Here is a 23,563-nt window from a genome sequence, read left to right on the forward strand (position 1 = left end):
ATAGGGCCGCACTCCGCGATTGCTTCGCCACCACCCCGTGCGCGCCTGGTGAACGGGGCTGCGGGGGGGGTGTCAGACCGCGACCGGCTCGCCGGACAGCTTCGCGGCCAGCTCCCGCGCCTTCGCGTCGGCGTCGGCCAGGGCCGCGGCGCGGGACGCCTCGGCCAGCGGGATCAGCTCGGCCATCGCCGGGACGGTCGGGGCCAGCGTCAGCTCGATGGTGATGAACTCCGGCGTAACACCCAGGTGCGCGGAGAGGACTCCGGCGAGGTAGTTCTTCACGAACTCCATGCCCTCGCGGGGCGTGCCGGGCTCGTAGGAGCCGCCGCGGGAGGCCACGATCACGACCGGCTTGCCGGCCAGGGACTGCGTGCCCTCGCCGAGGGTGCGGCCGGCCAGGATGACGTGGTCGATCCAGGCCTTCAGCGAGGAGGCGAGGCCGAAGTTGTACATCGGGGCGCCGATGAGGATCGCGTCGGCGTTCTCGGCCTCCTCGATCAGCGCCAGGCGGGCGGCGTGCGCGGCGGCCTGGGCCTCGTTGTGGGTGGCCGGATCGGCGTACGCCGCCGAGACGGTGGTCGCGTTCATGTGCGGCAGCGGCTCGGCGGCCAGGTCGCGGTAGACAATGGTGCCGTCCGGGTGCGCGTCGCGCCAGGCGTCGGCGAACGCGGCGGTGACGGTGCGGGAGGCGGAGGCCCCGCCCGGGAACAGAGACGCGTCGATGTGCAGCAAAGAAGCCACGGAATACTCCCTCAGCTCGATGGTTACCTTTTGTGCGTGGCATCATGATGAGTGATTGTTGAAGTCTCTACAAAAGGCACATCGAGGTGCGGCCAGGCACATTGAGGTAACCGTCCTGGTCGACCCGCGAGGAAGGAACGGGATCAGAGGAGATGGCGGAGACAAGATTGGACCCGCCGACCGCCTGCCAGGAGGTCGGGCCGGAGGGCCGGATGGTGCGCAGCGTGCTCGACCGCATCGGCGACAAGTGGGGCCTGATGATCATCGGTAATCTGAATCGGGGCCCGCTTCGGTTCGGCGCGCTGCAGATGGCGATCGGCGGGGTCTCCCAGCGGATGCTGACGCTGAACCTGCGGCAACTGGAGCGGGACGGGCTGATCTCGCGGACCGTCTACGCCGAGGTGCCGCCGCGGGTGGAGTACGAGCTCACGGAGATGGGGCACAGTTTGCTGGTGCCGGTGCTGGAGTTGGTGAACTGGGCCGCGGACAATGCTGAGCGGATCGAGAAGCATCGGGATGCTTACGATGCGGGGGCTGCGGGGGCTGCGGGGGCTGCGGGGGCGGCCGCGGGCTGATCGGGGCGGCGCGCGGCGATAGGTCTTCGGGGCCACGTCCGACGCGTCGATGCGGGCCTGGGCGGGGCGCAATGGCGCGCATGTGTTGATCAGCTGACTGTCAGGCCGGACGCGCGATTCGGTTGCGGTGGCTCGGGCGCGGTGATGGCAATGCGTTGGACGCCGCCGCGTGACGCATCGCCAGCACCCGGCAAATAGGCCACCTCGCAACCGCAGTCACAGGCCTCGGCCATGAGGCGCAGGGCACCGATGTTCGCCAGCTGATCCACGATCACCAACACCGTGCCGAACTTCTCGCCGAGCGGGTCGAGAAGCATCGGGATGCTTACGATGCCGGGGCTGCCGCGGGCTGATCGGGGCGGCGCGCGCACCCCGCCCCAGCCGGGGGTCAAACCACCCTCGTATCGATCGTCCCGAACAGTCAACCGCCGAAAGAAGGCCCCCGGCCGAAACACCGCCCGATCAGACCAAAAACCTCACTCCCCCGGCCCAGCAGCCGCCCGCCCCGCCACCTCCCGCAGTACCTCACCGATCGTGGGTGCCGTGAGCTGCACCTGCCACGGGCGCGCGCCGGCGGCCGCCAGGAAGGCCGCCACCTGCTCGTTGCTCGGGTCGACTACCGGTGGGGTCCAGCACAGGCGGCGCAGGGAGTCCGGGGCCAGCAGGTTCTCCACCGGGAGGGTGTGCTGCGCGGCCAGGGCGCCGACTGCTTCGCGGGCCGCTGTCAGGCGCTCCGCTGCTGCCGGGTCCTTGTCGGCCCAGGCGCGGACTGGGGGTGGGCCGTCGGAGGGGGCGGCGCCGGGCTTTGGGAGTTCGCCGTCCTTTAGTTGGCGGGCGCGGGTCAGGGCTTCGAAGTAGCGGGGGACGTCTCCGGAGCGCATGCGGCCGCTGAAGCCGGGGATGGTGCGCATCTGGGCGGCTGTTCCTGGGAGGGACAGGGCGGCGTCGATGATTGCCTGGTCCGGGAGGACGCGGGTGGGGGTCATGTCGCGGCGGCGGGCCAGTTCGTCGCGGGATTCCCAGAGGGCTCGGACCACCGCTAGTTGGCGGGGGCGGCGGACTTTGTGGAGGCCGGAGGTGCGGCGCCAGGGTTCGGCGCGGGGTTTGGGCGGCGGGGCGCTGGCTACGGCGTCGAACTCCTGGTGGGCCCAGTCGAGTTTGCCGGCCGCTCGGAGTTCGTCCTCGATGATGTCGCGGACTTCGACCAGGACTTCGACGTCGAGGGCCGCGTAGCGCAGCCAGGCTTCCGGGAGGGGGCGGGTGGACCAGTCGGAGGCCGAGTGGCCCTTCTCCAGTTCCAGCTTCAGGACTTCGGCGACCAGGGGGCCCAGGCCCACGCGCTCGTGGCCGCCGAGGCGGGCGCCGAGTTCGGTGTCGAACAGGCCGCCGGTGCCGTCCTCGCGGCGGGTCGGCGGGTGCATGCCGACCTCGGCCAGGCAGGCCAGGTCCTGGGAGGCGGCGTGCAGCACCCATTCGGCGCCGGCCAGGGCCGGGCCGTCGCCGGCCAGGGCCGACAGGTCCGGGCAGGCGATCGGGTCGATGAGGAACGTGCCGGCGCCCTGGCGGCGTATCTGGACCAGGTAGGCGCGCTGGCTGTACTTGTAGCCGCTGGCCCGTTCGGCGTCCACGGCGACCGGGCCGGTGCCGGCCGCCAGTGCCTCGACGGCGGCGGCCAGCGCCGGCGCCGTGTCGGTGACCGGCGGCAGGCCTTCGCGCGGTTCCAGCAGCGGGACCAGGCCGAGCGGCGCTTCGGCGGCCTTCGGGGTCTGCTCGGGGCTCGCCGGTCCGCCCGGCGTACTGGAACTCGTCACGCCCTTACAGTAACGACCGCCGTCAGTGAATGGTCCCGCCGCGCAGTGCGACCGCGACCATGCCGGCCCGGTCGCCGGTGCCCAGCTTGCGGGCGATGCGCGCCAGGTGGCTCTTCACGGTCAGCGCCGAGAGCCCCATGGCCTGTCCGATGGCCTTGTTCGAGCGGCCGTCGGCGACCAGCCGCAGCACCTCGATCTCGCGCGCCGACAGGTCGCGGCAGCCGGCGTGCGCGGCCTGCGCGGCGCCGTTCGCCCCGGCCAGGGCGGCCGCTCCCGGTGGCAGGCCGCCGGTCGGGCGGACCCGGTTGGCGCTGGCGGCGTGCACGCCGGTCAGCCCCGGGCGCCCGGCGGTGACCGGGCGCGCCCCGGTGATGACGAAGCCGCGGACGCCCGAGGCCAGGGCGGCACGGACCGCCCCGGCGTCGTCGGCCGCGGACACGGCCAGACCGCCGGCCCAGCCGGCCGCGCGCATCTCGGCCAGCAGTTGCAGGCCGGACCCGTCCGGCAGGTGGATGTCCACGACGGCCAGATCGCGTGTGGCGGACATCCGGCTGCGTGCCTCGGCGGCGGTCTGCGCCTCGAGGACGTCGCGGACGCCCAGCGCCCACAGGTGCCGGGTCACCGACTGGCGTACGCGGGGGTCGGCCACGACGACCATCGCGGTCAGCCGCGCCGGCCGGTATGCGATCAGGTTGGCGGTGTTGTCGACGAGTACCGACACCGAACCTCCTCCTGGGGGTGCTGCGAGCTTGTGCTCAGCGGCCGCGTCCGCCGGTAGCGGATCGGTCCATTCAGGTCATCGGCAGATCAAGCAGGCACCTTTAGGGCTAATGCCCGCAAGTTCACAGAACGGGATGGTGTCGGGCATATGATTATCGGAAAATGCGCTCTGAGCTGCGGTGACGCGACCTGGGGCGGATCACGGTGACCCTAGGCAAGGGCCAGTGACTCAGAGTGATCAAGCCGGTCCGCAAGCGTCGGACGTGCAGTTCCGCGACCGATGGGGCGCGACGGACTCAAGGGGTCCGGGGCTGGGCCGTCCGGTGGAACCGGCTGGGCTGATCAGGTGAGCGCCACGTAACACAATGAGGCTGGAGCGACCGGCGATCAGGAAGTACCGGGAGTACAGGAAGAAACTGAAGGCGCCGGAGTAGCCGAAGTCAGCGCCGCGACCCGGCCGGCGGCAGGTTCGCCACGCCCTCGTACTCCGGCGGCAGACCCGCGCACATCATCATCAGAGCGCACCAGGCCTGCAGATGCGCGGCGAAGTCGATGCCGTCCGGACCGGGCACCGGCGTCCAGGACGCCCGGACCTCCACGGCGGTGGTCGCCGGGCGGCCGGACAAGCCGCCGAAGCCGCGCGAGGACGACCGGGAGACCGTGCCGCTCTCCGCGACGAAGGGGGCGCCGTGCTCGGCCAGCGCGTCCATCAGCCAGGACCAGGCGACCTCGGCCAGCAGCGGGTCCTCGGCGATCTCCGCCTCCAGGTCCGCCTCGACCAGCACCACGACCCGCCACGCGCCGCGCCACTCCTCGTGCCCGCCGGGCCGGTGCAGCAGCACCAGGCGGCCGGTGGCCAGGTCCTCCTCGCCGACGACCACGCCGCCGCCGACGGCGTGCGTGAAGGGGGCCAGGTTCACCGGGGCCGGCAGCTCGTCGAGCTCGATCGCGGCCGGCGGCGACGCCGCCGACAGGGCGGCGACGGCCTCCGCGAACTCCCGCGGGTCGCCCGCGCGGCTGGATGCCATGGGTGAAGCGTACGCCGCCCCGGCTCGCGGCCGACGGGAGGCGCGCTGGCACCGGGCCGACAGGAAGCGCCGGCACGGGGCGCCCGACGCCGGACCCCGGACGCCGGCCATGCCGACACCTCGTCGGGAACCGTCCGCAAAACAGCAAGACCCGGGCATCAGCCACCCCGGCGAACGTGCGACCATCAAAGGGTGACCGACGACAGGAGCGAAGCCGTGCATGACAGCGTGACCGTCACCGAGGTCCCGGCCCCGCGCGGCGAGGCCGCCCCGGGCGCCTCCCGCGGCGCCGCCGCCGACAGCGACCTGGTCCGCGCCGCACGCCGCGAGCCCGTCGGCCACACCCCGGTCTGGTTCATGCGCATGGCCGGCCGCTCGCTGCCGGAATACCGGAAGGTGCGCGCCGGCATCCCGATGCTGGACTCCTGCCTGCGCCCGGACCTGGTGACCGAGATCACCCTGCAGCCGGTGCGCCGCTACGGCGTGGACGCCGCGGTCTTCTTCAGCGACATCGTGGTGCCGCTCAAGGCGATCGGCGTGGACGTGGAGATCGTGCCGAACGTCGGCCCGGTGTTCGCGAACCCGGTCCGGGACTTCTCCGACCTGGACCAACTCCGTCCGCTGGACCCGGCCGCGGACTTCGGGTTCGTGACCGAGGCGGTCGGGCAGCTGGTCGGCGAGCTCGGCGCGACCCCGCTGATCGGCTTCGGCGGCGCGCCGTTCACGGTCGCGAGCTACCTCATCGAGGGCGGCCCGTCGAAGAACCACGAGAAGACCAAGGCGATGATGCTCGGCGCGCCGGAGCTGTTCGCCGCGCTGCTGGACCGGCTGGCCGACCTGAGCGCCGCGTTCCTGCGGGTGCAGATCGAGGCCGGCGCGAGCGTGGTGCAGCTGTTCGACTCCTGGGCCGGCGCGCTGGCGCCGCGCGACTACGAGCGCTACGTGCTGCCGCACAGCGCGAAGGTGCTGGCCTCGGTGGCCGATCTCGGCGTGCCGCGCATCCACTTCGGCGTCGGCACCGGCGAGCTGCTGCCGCTGATGGCCGGCGCGGGCGCGGACGTGATCGGCGTGGACTGGCGGGTGCCGCTGGACGAGGCCTCGCGCCGCGTCGGGCCGGAGTACGCGGTGCAGGGCAACCTGGACCCGGCGGTGATGTTCGCGCCGTGGCCGGTGATCGAGACCCGGGTGCGCGAGATCCTCGCCGAGGGCGCGCGGACCCCGGGCCACATCTTCAACCTGGGCCACGGCGTGACGCCGGACATGGACCCGGACCGGCTGACCCGGGTCGTCGAGCTGGTGCACGAGGCTTCAGCGCGCTAAAGGGGCGCGCGCGAACGGCACGGAAGGCACGGAAGGGGCCGCGGCGGTGGGCGCGACACAGGGGGCTGCGATGACGGAGCAGACAGCGTCTCAGGGTTCGAGGTCGGGCCGCGGGTCCGGATCGAGGCCGGGCACCGTGGCCGTGATCGGCGGTGGTGTCTCGGGGCTGGCGGCGGCCTGGTATCTGAAGCAGGAGCTGCCGGACGCGGCCGTGACGGTCTTCGAGGGCTCGCCGCGGCTCGGCGGCAAGCTGGCGGTCGCCGAGGTCGGCGGGGTCCGGGTGGACCTGGGCGCGGAGTCGATCCTGAACCGGCGGCCCGAGGCCGTCGATCTGGCGCGGGCCGTGGGCCTGGCCGACGACATCGTGCATCCGGCGACCGCCTCGGCCTCGGTCTGGAGCCGCGGCGAGCTGGTGCCGATGCCCAGGGGGCACCTGATGGGCGTCCCGGGCGATCCGGGCGTCCTGACCGGACTGCTGTCGGCGGCCGGGCTCCGGCGGGCCGAGGCGGGACCGGCACTGCCGTCCCGCTCGCGGCTGCGCACCGAGGCCGAGACCGACGACATCGCGGTCGGCGAGTTCGTGGCCGAGCGGTTCGGGCGCGAGGTCGTGGACCGGCTGGTCGAACCGCTGCTCGGCGGGGTCTACGCGGGCCACGCCGACGAGATCTCGTTGCGGGCCGCGGTTCCGGCGCTGGTGCCGGCGTTCGAGTCGGGCCAGCCGCTGGACGAGGCGGTGTCGAAGATCCTGGCCGCGCAGGCGGGTGCGGCCAACCCCAAACCGGTGTTCGCGGGCATCCGCGGCGGCGTGGGACGCTTCCCGGCGGCGTTGACAGAGTCCTGCGAAAGCGCGGGCGTCACGATCCGGCGCGAGACGATGGTCAGGGAACTGACTCGGACCGCCGAGGGCTGGCGCCTGGTTTCCGGTCCGGTGCCCTCGCCGGTGGCGCACGAGTTCGACGCGGTGATCGTGGCGGTGCCGGGTACTCCGGCCGCGCGGCTGCTGAAGGACGCCGCGCCAGAGGCGGCAGCGGAGCTCTCAGGGATCGAATACGCCTCGGTCGCGCTGGCCACGTTCGTGTTCGACGGCGCGACGCTTCCGGCCGGCAGCGGCTTCCTCGTACCGCCGGCGGACGGACGGTTCATCAAGGCTTCGACGTTCTCCAGCGTCAAGTGGTCGTGGCTCGGCGAGTCCGGCAAGACGGTGGTGCGGGCGTCGGTGGGACGGCATCGCGAGGCGGCCGACCTGCAGCGTGAGGACAGCGAGCTGGCGGCGTTGGCGCTGGCCGACGTCCGGACCGCGATCGGCGCGCCGGACGCGCTCGGCGAGCCCGTCGACTGGCACGTGCAGCGCTGGGGCGGCGGGCTTCCGCAGTACGCGGTCGGGCACGTGGCGCGCGTGGAGCGGATCCGCTCGGCGGTGGCGGCGCAGCCGGGGCTGGCGGTGTGCGGGGCGGCCTACGACGGCGTCGGGATCGCGGCGTGCGTCGCCTCGGCGCTGCGCGCGGCGCGGGAAATCAGTGCCGGGCCGCAGAGCCCGGAACACCCATAAGGAAGAATGGCGACATGAGCGACAGCGGTAACGAAACCCAGGACGAGCGCCCGGGCGGCGTGGTCAGCAGCGTCCGCATCGGCAAGCGCGCGGTGGAGCTGAACGAGGTCACGCGCTACGCGCTGTGGAGCGTGTTCAAGGTGCGGCAGGACCTGCCGGAATCCGACGACGCGCGCGCCGACCTCGCCGCCGAGGTGGAGACCCTGTTCGAGGCGCTGGCCAAGGACGACGTGGTGGTGCGCGGGAGCTACGACGTGTCCGGCTTCCGGCATGACGCCGACTTCATGTTCTGGCTGCACGCCGATACCTCCGACGCGCTCCAGGACGCCTACCAGCGCTTCCGCCGCACCGCGTTCGGCCGTCTGACCGAGCCGGTGTGGTCGCAGATGGCGCTGCATCGGCCCGCGGAGTTCAACAAGAGCCACGTCCCGGCGTTCGTCGCCGACGAGACGCCGCGCGGCTACATCGCGGTGTACCCGTTCGTGCGCGGCTACGAGTGGTACCTGCTGGAGGACGCCGAGCGCCGCCGCCTGCTGGCCGAGCACGGGATGATGTCGCGGGAGTACCCGGACGTGCGGGCCAACACGGTGCCGTCGTTCGCGCTCGGCGACTACGAGTGGATCCTGGCGTTCGAGGCGGACGCGCTGGACCGGATCGTGGACCTGATGCGGCACCTGCGCGGGTCGGAGACCCGGCGGCACGTGCGCGAGGAGGTGCCGTTCTACACCGGGAAGCGGCGCTCGGTCGCGGAGATCGTCGCGGCGCTGCCGTAGGTCTGTGTCATAGGTCTGTGTCATAGCTCAGTGCCACAGGTCAGTGCCGCAGGTCAGTAGTACCAGACGGCCACGCCTTTGTGGTGGGAGCACGTGCCGTCCGGCGACGTGCTGTAGCTGTAGGTGCCGTCGTGGCACAGGGCGCCGGCGCCGCTCGGATGGGGTTCGCCGGCGCCGCAGGTGGCCGTGCCCTCGTCGATGGTCGCGTGGTGCATGCAGCTCGCGGCCTCGGTGGTCGGCGCGGGCGGCGGCGCGGTGGTGTGCGAGGGCGGTGCGGCGGAGGTCGTCGGAGCGATCCGCGGCTGCGGCGACGTGTGCGCGGCGGAAGTGGTCGGTGCGGCGTGCGCCGCCGACGACGTCCGGGCGGCCGGGGCCGAGGTGGTCGGAGCGATCCGTGCGGCCGACGACGTCGGAGCCGCGGCCGCGGCCGCCGTGTGCGTGCTCGACGGCGCTGCCGGACTCGTGCTCGTATTCGTACTCTGCGAAACGCTGACCTGCGCCTGCGGCGAAGCCGAGCCCGAGGTCGTCGACTGACAAGCCGCCGTCGAAGCCGCGATCGCGCACGCCAAAACCAGCGCCCACCTGTGGCGGAGCATAGGGTTCCCCTCCCCAAAAGCCGGCACCCGCAGCCGGCTGGAGCACCACCCTGGCACTGTTCGGCCGTCGGCGAAACGCTTAAGGCCCTGTCGGCCGCGCCGCATCGGGACGCCGTGCCAGCCCGGTCGCCCCGAGCACCACGCCCCCGGCCCCGGCCGCGCCGGCCAGCGCCGCGCCGATCAGCTGCCGCGTCATCGACGGGCTCGACGCGCACGGCCCCTTGCCCGAGTACTGGAGCCCGGGCGGCAGCGGATAGCGCCGGAACAGCGGCGATCCGCAGTCGACCCGGATCCGGGCCACCGTGACGCCGCTGGTGGACACGTCGATGTCGAGATGCGAGTGGGCGAAGCCGACGTACGCTGCTCCCAGGAGCAGGAGGACGCCCAGGACGGTCAGGATCCAGGATTGCCGCACACCGTCTCAGACCTCCGACAGGCCACGATGGTTGTAGCGGGATCCCGAGGTGAACACGGACCCGTTTCACGTACTGACCCGCATCGGGTACCGACCTGTATCAGGTACCGACCCGTATCAGGGCACGAACCGGTACCCGGTCCCGTACTCCGTCATCAGATGCCGCGGGTTCTGCGGGTCGTCCTCCAGCTTGCGCCGCAGCCGCGCCATGTGGAACCGCAGGTACCCGGCCTCGCCGGTGTGGCTGTTCCCCCACACGTCCGCCAGCAGCCGCGCCGTGCTGACCAGCTGCCCGGGGTGCCGCAGCAGGATCTCCAGCAGCGCCCACTCGGTCCGCGTCAGCCGGACCGGATCGCCCTCGCGGGCCACGCTGTGCGCCACCAGGTCGATGTCGCAGCTGCCCAGCCGCACCGAGCTGGTCTCGGCGCCCGCGACGCCGGCGTTGGCCTGCTGGTGGCGGCGGATCACGGCGCGCAGCCGGGCCAGCAGCTCCTCCATGGCGAACGGCTTGGTCACGTAGTCGTCGGCGCCGGCGTCGAGCGCGTGGATCTTCTCCTGCGGGTCGGCCCGGCCGGACAGGACCACGATCGGGACCGTGGTCCAGCCGCGCAGTCCCAGGATCACTTCGACCCCGTCCATGTCCGGCAGGCCGAGGTCCAGCAGGACCGCGTCGGGCAGCCGGCGGGCCGCACTGGCCAGCGCGTCGACCCCGTTGGCCGCCGTCTCGACCTCGTAGGTCCGGGACTTCAGGTTGATGCGCAGGGCGCGCAGGATCTGCGGCTCGTCGTCGACGACCAGGATGCGGGTCACTGGCTCCCTCAGTTCTCGTCCGAAGTCGGGCACTCGTGACAAGTCAACAGTCCCGGTAGGCCGCCCAGGGGTTGTGCTCGCGCGATGCAAACGCCGGCCGGCTCGATGCAAATGGCCGCCCCGCGCTCGCGCTCCACGGCAGAGGCGGTCCGCAGCCCATTCAACCAGGCCGGTCGGCGGCGCACGGGATCACCACCCCTTGATGTGGAATCGCATGCGGCACACGATCGCCTCGGTATGGCGGCGGATCGCGCGGTCCAGCACGGCGCCGCGCTGGTTGTGCAGCAGCCGGTGCCAGGCGCGGCGCGGTTCCACCTCGGGGATCAGGACCATGATGCGCTCGAAGCCGCCGGGCGAGGCCGGGGCGGTGGCCGCCAGCCGGTTCAGGTAGTCGACCATGGGCCGGGTCAGCGAACGCTTGTGGGTGGTCAGGACCTCCAGCGGGACGTCCGGCTGCCAGGCGCGCCATTCGGCCTGCAGGCGTTCGCACTCGGCGGCGTCGTCCTCGTCGGAGTAGCGAACGGTCACCGCGATGACGCCGTCGCCGAGCGAGAGCGCAGCGGACATCGCCTCCTGGGTCAGCCGGGACACCGCGCCGACCGGCACGACCACCAGCGCCTGCTGCTCCACCGCCGGCGCGGGCTTGCGGCCCAGGCCCAGCACCTCCCCGACGATCCGGTAGGCCTTGTAGACCCGCAGCATGCCCAGGACCAGCAGCGGCACGATGACCACGACCAGCCAGCCGCCCTCGGCGAACTTCGAGATCAGCTCGATCACGAGCGCCGCGAAGGTCAGCACCGCGCCGGTGCCGTTGATCGCCGCGCGGCCGCGCCAGCCGGGGCCGCGCTCGCGCCGCCAGTGCCGGACCATGCCGACCTGGGAGATGGTGAAGCCGATGAAGACTCCGATCGCGAACACCGGGACGAGCGTCTGGGTGTCGCCCTTGGCGACGGCCAGCAGGACCGCCGCGAGGCCGGCCAGGATCAGCACGCCCCAGCGGTAGACCTGGCGGTCGGCGCGCAGCGCGAACACGTGCGGGGCGTAGTTGTCGCGGGCCAGCAGGCTGGTGAGCACCGGCATGCCGCCGAAGGAGGTGTTGGCGGCCAGGGCCAGCAGGATCATGGTGACGAACTGGACCCCGAAGAAGGCCGCGTTGTGGCCGAGGGCGGCGTCGGTGAGCTGGGCCAGGACGGTCTTGGAGGGGTCCGGGGCGACGTGGAACTTGCGGATCAGGAGCGCCAGGCCGAGCAGCATCAGGCCGAGCAGGGCGCCGAGCGCGGACTCGGTGCGCTGGGCACGCTTGACCCGGGGCTTGCGGAACGTGGGCACGGCGTTGGCGATGGCCTCCACGCCGGTCAGCGCGCTACAGCCGGAGGCGAACGCCTTGAGCAGCAGCAGGACGCCGACGCTCTCCGCGCTGCCGGCGGCCACGACGTGCCCGGAGGGGATCGTCGCGGGATGCGAGCGGACCAGGCCGACCAGGATCACCGCGAAGATCGCGACGATGAACAGCACGGTCGGGACGATGAACGCCTTCGCCGACTCCGCGACGCCGCGCAGGTTGATGCCGGTGATCAGGACCAGGACCGCCAGGCACAGCCAGACCCGGTCGCCGTAGAGCGAGGGGTAGGCGCTGGTGAGGGCGGCGACGCCGGCCGAGACCGAGACCGCGACGTTCAGGACGTAGTCGATGATCAGGCTGGCCGCCGCGACCAGGGCGACGTTCTTCCCGAGGTACTTGCCGGCCACCGCGTAGGCGCCGCCGCCCTCGGGGAACGCCGCGATCACCTGGCGGTAGGAGAACGTCAGGAAGCCCAGCAGGGCGGCGATCGCGAGGGTGACCGGGAGGGTGAAGCCCAGGCCGTGCGCGCCGGCCACGGCCAGGACCACGACGATCGCCTCGGGGCCGTACGCGACCGAGGCCAGGGCGTCCAGGGAGAGCGCGGCCAGGCCCTGGGAGACGGTGAGGCGGTCGTGCTCCCGCTCGGCCTCGCGGGCCGGGGCGGTCGGGTCGTCGGACGCGAGCGCTTCGCGGCCGGCTCCTTGCGGTGTCACGGGCGTTCCCCTCAAGGCGTGTGACGTGGGTCGATGCTCTCCACCTTGACATCCGGCGAGGGGACGAAACGGACGAGAGTCGTTTGCATACCGCTTGCGTTGCAGGACGCGCGCGGCCGTGCCGGGCTACCGTGGGGGGCGTGGTGGTGCTCGGCTGCGTGCTGCTGCTCGGCGGCCTGATCGCGCTCCTGGCCGGGGCGCTGGATCTGCGCTGGCGCCGGCACGTGCGGGCGGACGGCGTGGCGGTTTTCGCCCGGATAGTCGATCGCCCGCTCGGCCCCGAGGACTCCCCCGACGGCTACCGGCCGATCCTGGCGTTCACCACGGAGGACGGGCGCCCGGTGGAGATCTTCTCGCCGCGCCGGGTGCAGGGCGAGGCGGTGCTGGTGCACTACGACCCGGCGGATCCGGCGCAGGTGGTGGTGTACGGGTCGCGGGGGCGGGCGGACGTGGCCTTCGTGGTCGCCGGGGTGGTGGCTTGTGTGGGGGCTGTGGTGGGGATGGTTTTGGCGCCGTAGCGATGCGGCGGGGCCAGGTGCCGGGTGCCAGGTGCCGGGTGCCAGGCGCCGGGCGCTGATGACCGGTTACGCGGGAAGGGTGCCGGCAAGCCGGATCAGCGTGTCATAGCGCCGCAGCACGTCCTCCCGGTCCGCCTTCTCCGGAACGGTCTCCAGACACAGAGTCCTGATCATCTCGGCCTGCTCCAGCAACACCGTGCGCTGCTTCGGCAGCGGCGCCTGCTCCAGGATCTCGGTCAGCGCGTCGAGCTGGCGGATCATCACCGCGGGCATCCCGGCGGCGGCCTGGCGAACCTTCTCGAAGGCGCGCTGCACCAGGCGGTCGAAGGTGGTCTGCGTGGTGATGACGCGGACGTAGCCCTGGGCGTCGCGGTGGATCTGCTCCGGGTGCCAGCGCAGGGCGATCTCGCGGAGGCTGTCGCCGATCCAGTCGATGCAGGTCAGCGCGGTGAAGGTGTCGTTGACCGCCGGCGACAGGGCCCTGATGGCGATCTCGACCAGCTGGTCGATGCCGAAGGAGATGTCCTGCGACAGACTCCGGTAGGGCCCGCTCAGGTGCGCCCGGCGCAGCGCCCGGGCCACGCTCGGGGCCGCGTCGGCCGGCCACACCACCGCCAGCGTGCGCCCCTTGACCAGGAAGTGGCCCGGCCGTTGCAGCAGGTGGATCACCGAGTTCGTGGACGTCGCGATGCGCACCAGCGTCGAGTGCCGGACGTACTGCAGGTAGCCGGACTCCGTGGCCTTCACCTCCCCCGGCTGCTCCGCCATCCGCGCCAGCAGTTCGGCGGCCGACAGCCCGCGCTCGGGGCGGCGGCCGGCCGACGGCGGTGCCGCCTCGGCCGCGATCGCCTTCGCCACGTCGGCCGCGATCGAGGCGATCACCTGCGGCAGCTGGATCTGCACCGCGATGTGGTGGATGAAGTACAGCAGCACCGCGAGGTCCAGGACCACCAGGATCAGCGTCGTGGTGATGGACACGTGCGGGACGAAGTCGCCGTGCGGACCGGGACTGATCGCGATCAGCGCGAGGATCGAGTAGACGAACGTCGCCACGAACGTCCCCAGCGTCCACTGCGTCCCGCGGTCGCGCATGAAGTTGCGCAGCATCCGCGGCCCGAACTGGGTCGAGGCCAGGGTCAGGGCCACGATCACGACCGAGAACACCACCCCGATCACGGTGATCACGGCGGCCGCGATGGTGGTGAGGATCTGCCGGGAGGCGTCGGCGGTGCCGCTGATCACCCAGGACGGGAGCTTGATCTCGCCGTGGTAGGCGGCGCGGTCGATGCCGACGGTGATCACGAACAGCAGGACCGCGCCGAAGACGTCGAGCATCGGGACCAACCACAGGTTGGTGCGCAACGCCTCGCGGCGCCACTCGGAACGGAAGTCGAGTCGCATGTCAGGGTCCTGGGGGCAGCACGGATGAGATGCCGACCAGACTTCCCGGCTCACCTGGACCGATTCTATCGGGGGGATCACCGCCCGCCGTAACGATCACGAGAACGAGAACGAGAACGGCGGGGCCGGCACGCCCCCGCGCGCGCCAGTCCCGCCGTTTCCTCGTCGTGTCTTCTCGTCGCGTCTTGTCGTCGCGATCCCTCGCCGGGCCCGAGCCCGGCCGGCCTCAGCTCTTGGCCGCCGCGACCGGGTGCTCCTTGTCCAGGGCCAGGTTCAGGGTCACCACGTTCACGTACTTCTCGCCCAGGAAGCCCAGGGAGCGGCCGGTGGTGTTGTCCTTGACCAGCTGGTCGACGGTCGCGGTGTCGAGGCCGCGGGCCTTGGCCACCGAAGCGGCCTGGTCGTCGGCGTTCTCCACCGAGATCCCCGGGTCCATACCGGACGCCGAGGCGGTCACCGCGTCCTCGGGCACCTTGGTCGGGTCGATGTTGTACGCCTTGGCGTACGAGGCGATCCGGCCCTCGATCGTGGACTTCAGCGTCGCGCTGTCGGTACCCAGGTTGGATCCGGCGGAGTAGGCGTAGTTGCAGCCCGGGTCGCTGGAGTTGGCGGAGTTGGTGGCGTCGGACGGCCGGGTCTGGAAGTACTGCGGCAGGGCGTTCCCGGACTTGTCGACGTACTGCTGGCACAGCAGCGACGAGCCCACGACCTTCCCGGAGGCGTCCTTGATGAGCGAGCCGTTGGCCTTGTCCTTGAAGGCGAGTTGCGCGATCCCGGTGACCAGCAGCGGGTACGCGATGCCGAGGATCACGGTGAACACCACCATGGCCCGGATGGCGGCGGTGTGCCGCCGGATTGCTGCTCCGAGTTTCATCAGTCGGCTCCTTCCTACTTCAATCCGGGGATGAACTGGATGATCAGGTCGATCGCTTTGATGCCGACGAACGGCAGCGCCAGACCGCCGGCACCGTAGATCAGCAGGTTGCGGCGCAGCAGCGCGGAGGCCGAGGACGGCTTGTACTGCACCCCGCGCAGCGCCAGCGGGATCAGCCCGATGATGATCAGCGCGTTGAAGATGATCGCCGAGGTGATCGCCGACTTCGGGGAATGCAGGCCCATGATGTTCAGGACGTGCAGGCCCGGATAGATGACGGTGAACATGGCCGGGATGATCGCGAAGTACTTCGCGACGTCGTTGGCGATGGAGAAGGTGGTCAGCGCGCCGCGGGTGATGAGCAGCTGCTTGCCGATCTCGACGATCTCGATCAGCTTGGTCGGGTTGGAGTCCAGGTCCACCATGTTCCCGGCCTCCTTGGCGGCCGAGGTCCCGGTGTTCATGGCCACGCCGACGTCGGCCTGCGCCAGAGCGGGGGCGTCGTTGGTGCCGTCGCCGGTCATCGCGACCAGCTTGCCGCCCTCCTGCTCCTTCTTGATCAGCGCCATCTTGTCCTCGGGCGTCGCCTCGGCCAGGAAGTCGTCGACCCCGGCCTCCTCGGCGATGGCCTTGGCGGTCAGCGGGTTGTCGCCCGTGATCATGACCGTCTTGATGCCCATCGCCCGCAGTTCGGCGAAGCGCTCGCGGATGCCTTCCTTGACGACGTCCTTCAGGTGGATGACGCCCAGGGTGCGGGCAGGCTGGCCGGGCACGTGCTCGGCCACCACCAGCGGGGTGCCGCCGGCGCCGGAGATGGCGTCGACCAGCTGGCCGACCTCGTCGGTGGGGTGGCCGCCGTTGTCGCGGACCCACTTCATGACCGCCGCGCCGGCGCCCTTGCGGACTTCCCGGCCGTCGTGCATGTTCACGCCGGACATCCGGGTCTGCGCGGTGAACGGCACGAACTCCGCGCCGGTCAGCTCGCCCTGGTGCCGCTCGCGCAGCCCGTAGCCGGTCTTGGCCAGCACCACGATGGAGCGGCCCTCGGGCGTCTCGTCGGCCAGCGACGAGAGCTGCGCGGCGTCGGCCAGCAGGTCCTTGTCCACCCCGACGACCGGGACGAACTCGGAGGCCTGGCGGTTGCCCAGGGTGATGGTGCCGGTCTTGTCCAGCAGCAGGGTGTTGATGTCGCCGGCGGCTTCCACCGCGCGTCCGGACATCGCCAGTACATTGCGCTGCACCAGCCGGTCCATGCCGGCGATACCGATCGCCGACAGCAACGCACCGATCGTGGTCGGGATCAGCGCCACCAGCAGCGAGACCATGACGACCAGCGACTGCGCGGCGCCGGCCCAGGTGGCCATCGGCTGCAGCGTGACGACCGCGAGCAGGAAGACGATCGTCAGCGAGGCCAGCAGCACGTTCAGCGCCAGCTCGTTCGGCGTCTTCTGCCGGTTCGCACCCTCCACCAGGCTGATCATCCGGTCGATGAAGGTCTCGCCGGGCTTGGACGTGATCTTCACGACGATCCGGTCGGAGAGCACCTTGGTACCGCCGGTCACCGCCGAGCGGTCACCGCCGGACTCCCGGATGACCGGGGCCGACTCGCCGGTGATCGCCGACTCGTCCACCGAGGCCACACCCTCGACGACGTCACCGTCGCCGGGGATGACCTGGCCGGCCTCGACGACCACGTAGTCGCCGAGCTTCAGCTCGGTGCCGGGGACCTCGGTGACCTCACCGGAGACGCCGGCCGCGCCGGAGACACCCGGAGTCCAGGACGCCAGGCGCCGCGCGATGGTCGTGGTCTTGGCCTTGCGCAGGGTGGCGGCCTGCGCCTTGCCGCGGCCCTCGGCCACCGCCTCGGCCAGGTTGGCGAACACCACGGTCAGCCACAGCCAGACGGTGATGACCCAGGCGAACACCGAGGGCTTGGTGATGGCCTCGTACGTGGTCAGCGCGGAGCCGACCTCGACGACGAACATCACCGGGTTCTTCATCATGACCCGGGGGTCGAGCTTCTTCAGGGCGTCCGGAAGCGACTTCCAGAGCATCTTCGGATCGAGGAACCCACCGCCCACGCGGTGCGGTTCGCCGCCCGGCTTCTGCTGCGGGGCCCGCGGCGCGGGGGCAGCTTCAGTCAGAGTGTTGCTTGACATCAGTGCAGTCCTTCAGCGAGCGGCCCGAGCGACAGGGCCGGGAAGTAGGTGAGGCCGACCACCAGCAGGACGGTGCCCAGCAGCATCGCCGCGAACAGCGGCGAGGCGGTCTTGAGCGTGCCCTCGGTCTCCGGCACCGGCTTCTGCTTGGCCAGCGAGCCGGCCAGCGCCAGAACCCAGATCATCGGCAGGAACCGGCCGAACATCATGGCCAGCGCGCCGGCGGTGTTCCACCAGTGGGTGTTTCCGGACAGGCCGCCGAACGCCGAGCCGTTGTTGTTGCCCATCGAGGTGAAGGCGTACAACACCTCACTGAAGCCGTGTGGCGATGGACTTCCGTTGGGCCCCAGGTTGCCGCTGCTGATCGAGGCTGTCTCACCCTTCAGGGCCATGGCCAGACCGGTGAAGATCAGCACCACGGCGGGGGTCGTCAGGATGTACAGCGCCGCGTACTTCATCTCGGCCGGGCGGATCTTCTTGCCCAGGTACTCCGGCGTGCGGCCGACCATCAGACCGGCGATGAACACCGTGACGATGGCCAGGATCAGAATGCCGTAAAGCCCTGAGCCGGTGCCGCCGGGCGCGATCTCACCGAGCATCATGTTGAACATGGCCGCACCGCCGCCGAACGGCGAATACGAGTCGTGCCAGGAGTTGACGGCACCGGTCGAGGTCAGCGTCGTACTGGTCATGAACAGGGTCGAGGCCGGGATGCCGAACCTGGACTCCTTGCCCTCCAGCGCGGCATGGCCGTCGGCGAGGTTGATGCCGTGGTGGTGGACCTCGAAGAAGGTCGAGAACGCCAGCGAGCCGATCCAGATGATCGCCATCACCGACAGGATCGTGTAGCCCTGCCGGTGCGAGCCGACCATCTTGCCGAAGGTGCGCGGCAGCGCGAAGCCGATGACCAGCAGCAGGTAGATCTCGATCAGGTTCGTGAACGAGGAGGGGTTCTCGAACGGATGCGCGCTGTTGGCGTTGAAGATGCCGCCGCCGTTGGTGCCGAGCTCCTTGATGACCTCCTGGGAGGCGGTGGCGCCGGTGTACAGGCTCTGGTCGCCGTTGATCGTGTGCACCACGGTCAGGTGGCTGGACAGCTCCTGCGTGGCCCCGCACGCGACCAGGATGATCGCGAACACGATCGAGAACGGCAGCATCAGGCGGAGCAGCACCCGGGTAAGGTCCACCCAGAAGTTGCCGAGGCGGTCGGTCTTGCTGCGCGTGAAGCCGCGGATCAGGGTCGCGACCACGGCGATGCCGACCGAGGCCGACACGAAGTTCTGCACCGCCAGGCCCGTCGCCTGCGCGACGTAGCCCAGCGTGTTCTCGCCGGCGTAGTTCTGCCAGTTGGTGTTCGTGACGAAGGACGCGGCCGTGTTGTAGGCCAGGTCGGCGTTCATCTTCGGCATGCCCAGCGCCATCATCAGGTGGTGCTGGACCCGCAGCAGCAGGTACAGGAGCAGGACCCCGACGGCGGAGATGGCGAACACCGAACGCAGGTACGTACCCCACGTCTGGTCCGCCTCGGAATCCACGCCCATCGTCTTGTACAGGACCTTCTCCACCCGAAGATGCTTCTTCGAGGTGAGAATGTGCGCCATGTAGTCCCCCAGCGGCCGGTAGGACACGGCCAGCAGGAGGACCAGGGCGGCGACTTGGAGCAAGCCGGCCCAGGTGTCCGACATCAGAACTTCTCCGGGAGGATCAGGGCCGCTATGAGGTAGCCGACCAGCAGGACCGACACGATCAGGCCGATGATGTTCTCAGCGCTCAAGACGCTCGACCCCCTTGATGATCAACGCGAGAAGGGCGAAGAACGCGATCGTGATCCCGACGAAAATCACGTCGGCCATCAGGTGCTCCTTGGATTCGAGGACGGGGTTACGCAGATCAGTGAAGCCGCCGGGAGCGCGCGTGCCGGGTGCGCAAGCGCGATGCAAACGGACCCGGCACGGATGCGCACACGGTCCAAACATGCAGGTCCGTAGTCGCTCGCCTACTATCCGTGAAGTGCCTGTTCCTGACTTTCCGTGAGACATCAGGTGAGTGCAAACCATGAGCGACATAACGGTGATCCGGCACGCCGATCTGATCTTGCGCGGCGGCCGTGTGCACACGCTGGACGCCGCCGACACCGTGGTCTCGTCGCTGGCCGTGGCCGACGGGGTCGTCGCGGCGGTCGGCGACGACCGGGAGACCGCGGCGCTGCTCGGCCCGGACACCGAGGTGCGGGACCTGGAGGGCCGCACGGTCGTCCCCGGCCTGCACGACTCGCACCTGCACCTGGCCGATGCCGGCAACAGCTGGAACCTGCAGGTGCGCTGGGACGGCGTGCCGTCCCTGGCCGACGCGCTGCGCCTGCTCGCGGTCCGGGCCGCCGAGGCCGCCCCCGGCCAGTGGGTGCGGGTGGTCGGCGGCTGGTCCGACTCCCAGTTCGCCGAGCACCGGCTGCCCACGCTCGCGGAGATCGAGTCGGTGTCGGCGGACGTGCCGGTGCTGGTGGTCTTCCTGGACACCGCGGCTTTCCTGAATCGGGCCGCGCTGCGGGCCCTGGGCTACGACAAGTCCACGCCGGACCCGCCCGGCGGCGAGATCCAGCGGGACGCGTCGGGGAACCCCACCGGGCTGCTCATCGCCCGGCCGAGCCCTGCGGTGCTGGCACTGGCCATCCTCGGGGCGCCGCGGCTGGCGCCGGACGAGCGGGTGAACTCCACACGCCGGTTCCTGGGCGAGCTGAGCCGGCGCGGGGTGACCGGTGTGATCGACGCTGGGGCGACCGACTTCGGGGTGAGCAGCGTCCCCGACTGCTACGACGCGCTGCGGACGCTGCGTGCGCAGAACCGCTTGTGCGTGCGGACGGCGCTGAACGTGTCGGCCTCCCGGCCCGGCGAGGAGCGCGAGGAGCTGGCCACGCTGCTCCGGGGCCTGAACTTCGGCGGCGACGACATGCTGTGGTTCAACGGGGTCGGCGAGGGGCTGGCGCTGGACGGCATGGACTCCTCGAACTTCGCGGAGCCACGTCCGGAGCTGCCCGGCGAGCTGGGACGGCACCTGGAGCCGGTGGTGCGGCTGCTGGTGGAGAACCGGTGGCCGTTCACCTTCCACGCCACCTTCGACGAGACGATCGTCCGGTTCCTCGGGGTGCTGGAGACGGTGAACCGCGACGTCCCCTTCGACGGCCTGCGCTGGGCCGTGGAGCACGCCGAGACCATCCGGCCGGAGACCATCGACCGGGTGGCGGCGCTCGGCGGCGGGATCACGGTGCAGCACCGGATGGCCTACCGGGGCGAGCGGTTCCTGAAGCGCTACGGGCCCGAGGCGGCCCGGCACGTGCAGCCGGTGATGGAGATGCTGACCCGCGGCGTGCCGGTCGGCGGCGGCACCGACGGCACCTGGCTGGCCGACGCCAACCCCTGGGGCGCGCTGCGCTGGTTCACGACCGGCACCACCCTCGGCGGGCTGGAGATGTGGCGTCCGGAGGACCGGCTGGACCGCACGCTGGCGCTGCGGCTGTTCACCGAGGGCAGCGCGTGGTTCGCCGGCGACCAGCGGCGACGCGGCACGCTGGAGCCGGGGATGCTCGCGGACTTCGCGGTGCTGTCAGGGGACTACTTCAGCGTTCCCGAGGCCGAGATGGCCGACCTGGAGTCGGTGTTGACCGTGGTCGGCGGCAAGGTCGTGTACGAGGGCGGCCCCTTCGCGGCGCGGTAATCACGTGGTTCTACGGGTTCGCGGCTGATCGGCTCTGCCTAGCGTTGTGGACGCCCCACCGAGGGGGGTGGGGCATTCCGAGCATGTGGGGGGAACCATCAATGCACTGTCGTCGATTCGCGGTCGCGGCCGCCGTCATCGCGCTGCCTTTCGCGCTGACCGCCTGCTCGTCGAGCGGGACCAGCGGCACCGGCGGGACCGGCGGGTCCGGGCCGCTCGGGGCTGTCGGGCAGAAGACCGTCCAGCTGAACCCGCCGGCGACCGCCGGCACACCCTCGGCTTCCCAGAGCCTGGTCGCGTCCTCGGCGTTCTGTGCGGCCATAGCCAAAGCCAGCGACGACTCGGCCAAGCAGGACGCGGGTGACACCAGCATCACCAACGCGACCGCCATCGCGGATATGGAGGCCGCCCTCGCCGCCGCCCCAGCCCCGGTCAAGAACGACATGCAGACCATCGTCGACGCGGGGCGCACGGCTATCGCGAACGGCCAGGACATCAACTCCGGCCAGAACGTCAGCCCGGAGGCCGACGCGGCCGGGGACCGCGTGCTCAGCTGGGCCTCCGCCAACTGCACCTTCCACTAGTCCGCCGCTACAGGCTCACATCGCGCGCCTGCAGGTCCTCCAGCGTCTCGCGCCGTATCAGGACCCTGGCGACCCCGTCGCGGACCGCGATCACCGGCGGGCGGCAGACCTGGTTGTAGGTCGAGGCCATCGAGTGCTGGTACGCGCCGGTGCACGGGACCGCGAGCAGGTCGCCGGGGCGCAGGTCGGAGGGCAGCGGCAGGTCGTGCGCGATGACGTCGCCGGCCTCGCAGTGCCGGCCGACGACGGTCATCGGCTCGGTCGGGGCGGTGGAGGAGCGGCCGATGAGGCGTGCGGTGTAGGCGGAGCCGTAGAGGGCGGGGCGCGGGTTGTCGCTCATGCCGCCGTCGACCGCGACGAAGGTCCTGACACCGGGGATGCGCTTCATCGTCAGCACCCGGTACAGGGTCACGCCGGCGCGCGCCACGATCGCGCGGCCGGGCTCGACGGTCAGCTTGGGCACCGGGAGCCGGTGCTGGCGGCAGGCTTTGGCGATCACGGTGCGGACCGTGCGCGCGTACAGGTCCAGATCGAAGTCGGGGTCGCCGTCGCGATAGCCGACCGCGTGGCCGCCGCCGAGGTCAAGTTCGGGGACGGTGACGCGGTACTCGTCGCGGATCCACGCCATCAGCGCGATCAGGCGGCGGGCGGCCTCGGCGAAGACGTCGACGGAGGTGATCTGGCTGCCGAGGTGGCAGTGCAGGCCGGCGAGTTCCAGGGCGGGCTTGTCGGCCAGCTGCCAGTGCAGCACCTGGCGGACCGCGTCGGCCGCCGCGCCGGTGGACAGCGAGAACCCGAACTTCTGGTCCTCGACGCCGGTCGCGACCGCCTTGTGGGTGTGCGCGTCGACGCCCGGCGTGACGCGGATCAGCACCTTCTGCGGGTGACCCGCGTGCGCGGCGACCGCGAGCTGCGTGATCTCGTACGTGGAGTCCACCACGACGCGCCCGACGCCGTAGGCCAGCGCGTCCTGCACGTCGCGCGGCGTCTTGGCGTTGCCGTGCAGCACGATGCGCTCGGCCGGGAAGCCGACGTGGCGGGCCAGCGCGAGCTCGCCGCCGGAGCAGACGTCCAGGGACAGTCCCTCGTCCTGGATCCAGCTGATCATCGCGCGGCAGAGGAAGGCCTTGCCGGCATAGGCGATCTCAGCTTCGGGCAGAGCGGCACGATAGGCGCGGGCCCGGGCACGCACGTCGGCCTCGTCCAGGACGTAGGCGGGGGTGCCGTAGGTCGCGGCGATCTCCGCCAGCCGGACGCCGCCGACCGCCAGATCCTCCTCACCGGTGGCAGTGGGTGAAGAAGGGGTCTTCGTCGGGGTCGCCAGGCCGGTGGTCGTCAGCGGCCACGGAGTCGTCTCGGCGGACAACCGCAGTCGGTTCGTCATCGCAGTCGCAATCGTCGGTGGGACAACCGCAGAACCAGACCTGCGGCGCGGACTCGGTGGAGTGGTGTTCAGTGAGCATGGCGGGCCGCCAGGCGGATGCGGGCGCCGGCGCGGCGGCGCGTGGGAGAGATCGCCTGCAGGGCCACCAGCGGCTTCGGCGCTATCGCGACCGTGGCGCGCTCGGGACGCGGGATCGGGAGCGGCGCGGGGCTCGGGAGCGGCGCGGGGCTCGGGGCCAAGGCGGGGGCCGGGGCGAACGGGACCGCGTCCACGCGGGTCTCCTCGGCGCCGGCCTCGGCGAACATGAAACGCGCGACCCGCGCGTTCAGCGGGATCCAGCTCTGTTCCGGTCCGAACACCGAAGCCAGCGCGGCCTCGCAGGTGAACGCGAGCCCGACCCGGCGGCCGTCGGGAAGGCGGCCGGTACGCACGGCGATCGAGCCGCAGCGGCCGGAGCGGACGGGGACCAGCAGCAGGCGCCGGTCGTCCTCGGTCCGTTCGTCGGGCTCCAAAACAGTGGTGTCCACGGTGTTGCTCCT

Annotated in this window: 24 protein-coding genes; 8 read left to right on the forward strand and 16 right to left on the reverse strand. The window is 71.3% G+C overall.

Going from position 1 to position 23,563, the window contains the following annotated elements:
• Positions 1-72: 72 nt before the first annotated feature.
• Positions 73-741, reverse strand: a complete 669-nt coding sequence (locus tag ABH920_RS15945; RefSeq protein WP_370349754.1) for an FMN-dependent NADH-azoreductase — start codon at positions 739-741, stop codon at positions 73-75.
• Positions 742-893: 152 nt separating this feature from the next.
• Between ABH920_RS15945 and ABH920_RS15950 the strand changes: the two genes are divergently transcribed.
• Positions 894-1,316: a winged helix-turn-helix transcriptional regulator gene (locus ABH920_RS15950; RefSeq protein WP_370349755.1), complete on the forward strand. Its 423-nt coding sequence runs from the start codon at positions 894-896 to the stop codon at positions 1,314-1,316.
• 89 nt (positions 1,317-1,405) lie between these two features.
• On the opposite strand, the gene ABH920_RS15955 is transcribed toward ABH920_RS15950, so the two are convergent.
• The 4 genes from ABH920_RS15955 to ABH920_RS15970 form a co-directional block, all read right to left on the reverse strand.
• On the reverse strand, positions 1,406-1,633 hold the full coding sequence (locus ABH920_RS15955) for a hypothetical protein (protein ID WP_370349895.1): 228 nt from the start codon (positions 1,631-1,633) through the stop codon (positions 1,406-1,408).
• 159 nt (positions 1,634-1,792) lie between these two features.
• The gene (locus tag ABH920_RS15960) at positions 1,793-3,127 is read right to left on the reverse strand and encodes an HRDC domain-containing protein (RefSeq protein WP_370349756.1); all 1,335 of its coding nucleotides are present in this window, start codon (positions 3,125-3,127) and stop codon (positions 1,793-1,795) included.
• Between the two features lie 22 nt (positions 3,128-3,149).
• Positions 3,150-3,848 (reverse strand): LuxR C-terminal-related transcriptional regulator, encoded by a 699-nt coding sequence (locus ABH920_RS15965; protein WP_194919769.1) that lies wholly within the window; start codon positions 3,846-3,848, stop codon positions 3,150-3,152.
• Between the two features lie 439 nt (positions 3,849-4,287).
• A complete protein-coding gene (locus ABH920_RS15970; protein ID WP_370349757.1) occupies positions 4,288-4,875 on the reverse strand; it encodes a DUF3000 domain-containing protein in 588 nt (195 codons plus the stop codon).
• 306 nt (positions 4,876-5,181) lie between these two features.
• Between ABH920_RS15970 and hemE the strand changes: the two genes are divergently transcribed.
• From hemE to hemQ, 3 genes are all read left to right on the forward strand, one after another.
• Positions 5,182-6,195, forward strand: coding sequence for a uroporphyrinogen decarboxylase (gene hemE / locus ABH920_RS15975; protein WP_370349891.1), 1,014 nt, complete (start codon positions 5,182-5,184; stop codon positions 6,193-6,195).
• A 70-nt stretch (positions 6,196-6,265) separates the two neighbouring features.
• On the forward strand, positions 6,266-7,744 hold the full coding sequence (gene hemG, locus ABH920_RS15980) for a protoporphyrinogen oxidase (RefSeq protein WP_370349758.1): 1,479 nt from the start codon (positions 6,266-6,268) through the stop codon (positions 7,742-7,744).
• Between the two features lie 14 nt (positions 7,745-7,758).
• The gene (gene hemQ / locus ABH920_RS15985; RefSeq protein ID WP_370349759.1) at positions 7,759-8,517 is read left to right on the forward strand and encodes a hydrogen peroxide-dependent heme synthase; all 759 of its coding nucleotides are present in this window, start codon (positions 7,759-7,761) and stop codon (positions 8,515-8,517) included.
• 53 nt (positions 8,518-8,570) lie between these two features.
• Here the strand turns inward: hemQ and ABH920_RS15990 are convergent, their stop codons facing one another.
• On the reverse strand, positions 8,571-8,732 hold the full coding sequence (locus ABH920_RS15990) for a DUF3761 domain-containing protein (RefSeq protein ID WP_370349760.1): 162 nt from the start codon (positions 8,730-8,732) through the stop codon (positions 8,571-8,573).
• On the opposite strand from ABH920_RS15990, the gene ABH920_RS15995 reads away from it, so the two are divergent.
• On the forward strand, positions 8,731-9,051 hold the full coding sequence (locus ABH920_RS15995; protein WP_370349761.1) for a hypothetical protein: 321 nt from the start codon (positions 8,731-8,733) through the stop codon (positions 9,049-9,051). The two genes, ABH920_RS15990 and ABH920_RS15995, sit on opposite strands and share 2 nt — an antisense overlap.
• Positions 9,052-9,192: 141 nt before the next feature.
• On the opposite strand, the gene ABH920_RS16000 is transcribed toward ABH920_RS15995, so the two are convergent.
• From ABH920_RS16000 to ABH920_RS16010, 3 genes are all read right to left on the reverse strand, one after another.
• Positions 9,193-9,528 carry a hypothetical protein gene (locus ABH920_RS16000; RefSeq protein ID WP_370349763.1) on the reverse strand — a complete coding sequence of 112 codons (336 nt, stop codon included), beginning with the start codon at positions 9,526-9,528 and terminating at the stop codon, positions 9,193-9,195.
• 117 nt (positions 9,529-9,645) lie between these two features.
• Positions 9,646-10,338 carry a response regulator gene (locus ABH920_RS16005; protein WP_370349764.1) on the reverse strand — a complete coding sequence of 231 codons (693 nt, stop codon included), beginning with the start codon at positions 10,336-10,338 and terminating at the stop codon, positions 9,646-9,648.
• 189 nt (positions 10,339-10,527) lie between these two features.
• Positions 10,528-12,393, reverse strand: coding sequence for an APC family permease (locus ABH920_RS16010; RefSeq protein ID WP_370349765.1), 1,866 nt, complete (start codon positions 12,391-12,393; stop codon positions 10,528-10,530).
• A gap of 140 nt (positions 12,394-12,533) precedes the next feature.
• Here ABH920_RS16010 and ABH920_RS16015 point away from each other — a divergent pair, with 140 nt between their 5' ends.
• The gene (locus ABH920_RS16015) at positions 12,534-12,911 is read left to right on the forward strand and encodes a DUF3592 domain-containing protein (protein ID WP_370349766.1); all 378 of its coding nucleotides are present in this window, start codon (positions 12,534-12,536) and stop codon (positions 12,909-12,911) included.
• Between the two features lie 66 nt (positions 12,912-12,977).
• Here the strand turns inward: ABH920_RS16015 and ABH920_RS16020 are convergent, their stop codons facing one another.
• From ABH920_RS16020 to kdpF, 5 genes are all read right to left on the reverse strand, one after another.
• Positions 12,978-14,312 (reverse strand): DUF2254 domain-containing protein, encoded by a 1,335-nt coding sequence (locus ABH920_RS16020; protein WP_370349767.1) that lies wholly within the window; start codon positions 14,310-14,312, stop codon positions 12,978-12,980.
• Positions 14,313-14,538: 226 nt separating this feature from the next.
• On the reverse strand, positions 14,539-15,186 hold the full coding sequence (gene kdpC / locus ABH920_RS16025; protein WP_370349768.1) for a potassium-transporting ATPase subunit KdpC: 648 nt from the start codon (positions 15,184-15,186) through the stop codon (positions 14,539-14,541).
• Between the two features lie 14 nt (positions 15,187-15,200).
• Positions 15,201-17,345, reverse strand: coding sequence for a potassium-transporting ATPase subunit KdpB (gene kdpB, locus ABH920_RS16030; RefSeq protein ID WP_370349769.1), 2,145 nt, complete (start codon positions 17,343-17,345; stop codon positions 15,201-15,203).
• A complete protein-coding gene (gene kdpA, locus ABH920_RS16035) occupies positions 17,345-19,030 on the reverse strand; it encodes a potassium-transporting ATPase subunit KdpA (RefSeq protein ID WP_370349770.1) in 1,686 nt (561 codons plus the stop codon). The genes kdpB and kdpA overlap by 1 nt, the downstream gene beginning before the upstream one ends.
• Positions 19,030-19,119, reverse strand: coding sequence for a K(+)-transporting ATPase subunit F (kdpF, locus tag ABH920_RS16040; RefSeq protein ID WP_194899130.1), 90 nt, complete (start codon positions 19,117-19,119; stop codon positions 19,030-19,032). The genes kdpA and kdpF overlap by 1 nt, the downstream gene beginning before the upstream one ends.
• Positions 19,120-19,400: 281 nt before the next feature.
• Here kdpF and ABH920_RS16045 point away from each other — a divergent pair, with 281 nt between their 5' ends.
• Together ABH920_RS16045 and ABH920_RS16050 are read left to right on the forward strand one after the other, a co-directional pair.
• A complete protein-coding gene (locus tag ABH920_RS16045) occupies positions 19,401-21,056 on the forward strand; it encodes an amidohydrolase (protein ID WP_370349771.1) in 1,656 nt (551 codons plus the stop codon).
• 101 nt (positions 21,057-21,157) lie between these two features.
• A complete protein-coding gene (locus ABH920_RS16050; RefSeq protein WP_370349772.1) occupies positions 21,158-21,640 on the forward strand; it encodes a hypothetical protein in 483 nt (160 codons plus the stop codon).
• 7 nt (positions 21,641-21,647) lie between these two features.
• Here the strand turns inward: ABH920_RS16050 and lysA are convergent, their stop codons facing one another.
• Positions 21,648-23,024 carry a diaminopimelate decarboxylase gene (gene lysA / locus ABH920_RS16055; protein WP_370349773.1) on the reverse strand — a complete coding sequence of 459 codons (1,377 nt, stop codon included), beginning with the start codon at positions 23,022-23,024 and terminating at the stop codon, positions 21,648-21,650.
• A gap of 68 nt (positions 23,025-23,092) precedes the next feature.
• Complete coding sequence (locus tag ABH920_RS16060; protein WP_370349774.1) at positions 23,093-23,551, reverse strand: SAV_915 family protein; 459 nt, start codon at positions 23,549-23,551, stop codon at positions 23,093-23,095.
• Positions 23,552-23,563: the final 12 nt, after the last annotated feature.

This window comes from Catenulispora sp. EB89, assembly GCF_041261445.1.
Taxonomy (GTDB): domain Bacteria; phylum Actinomycetota; class Actinomycetes; order Streptomycetales; family Catenulisporaceae; genus Catenulispora.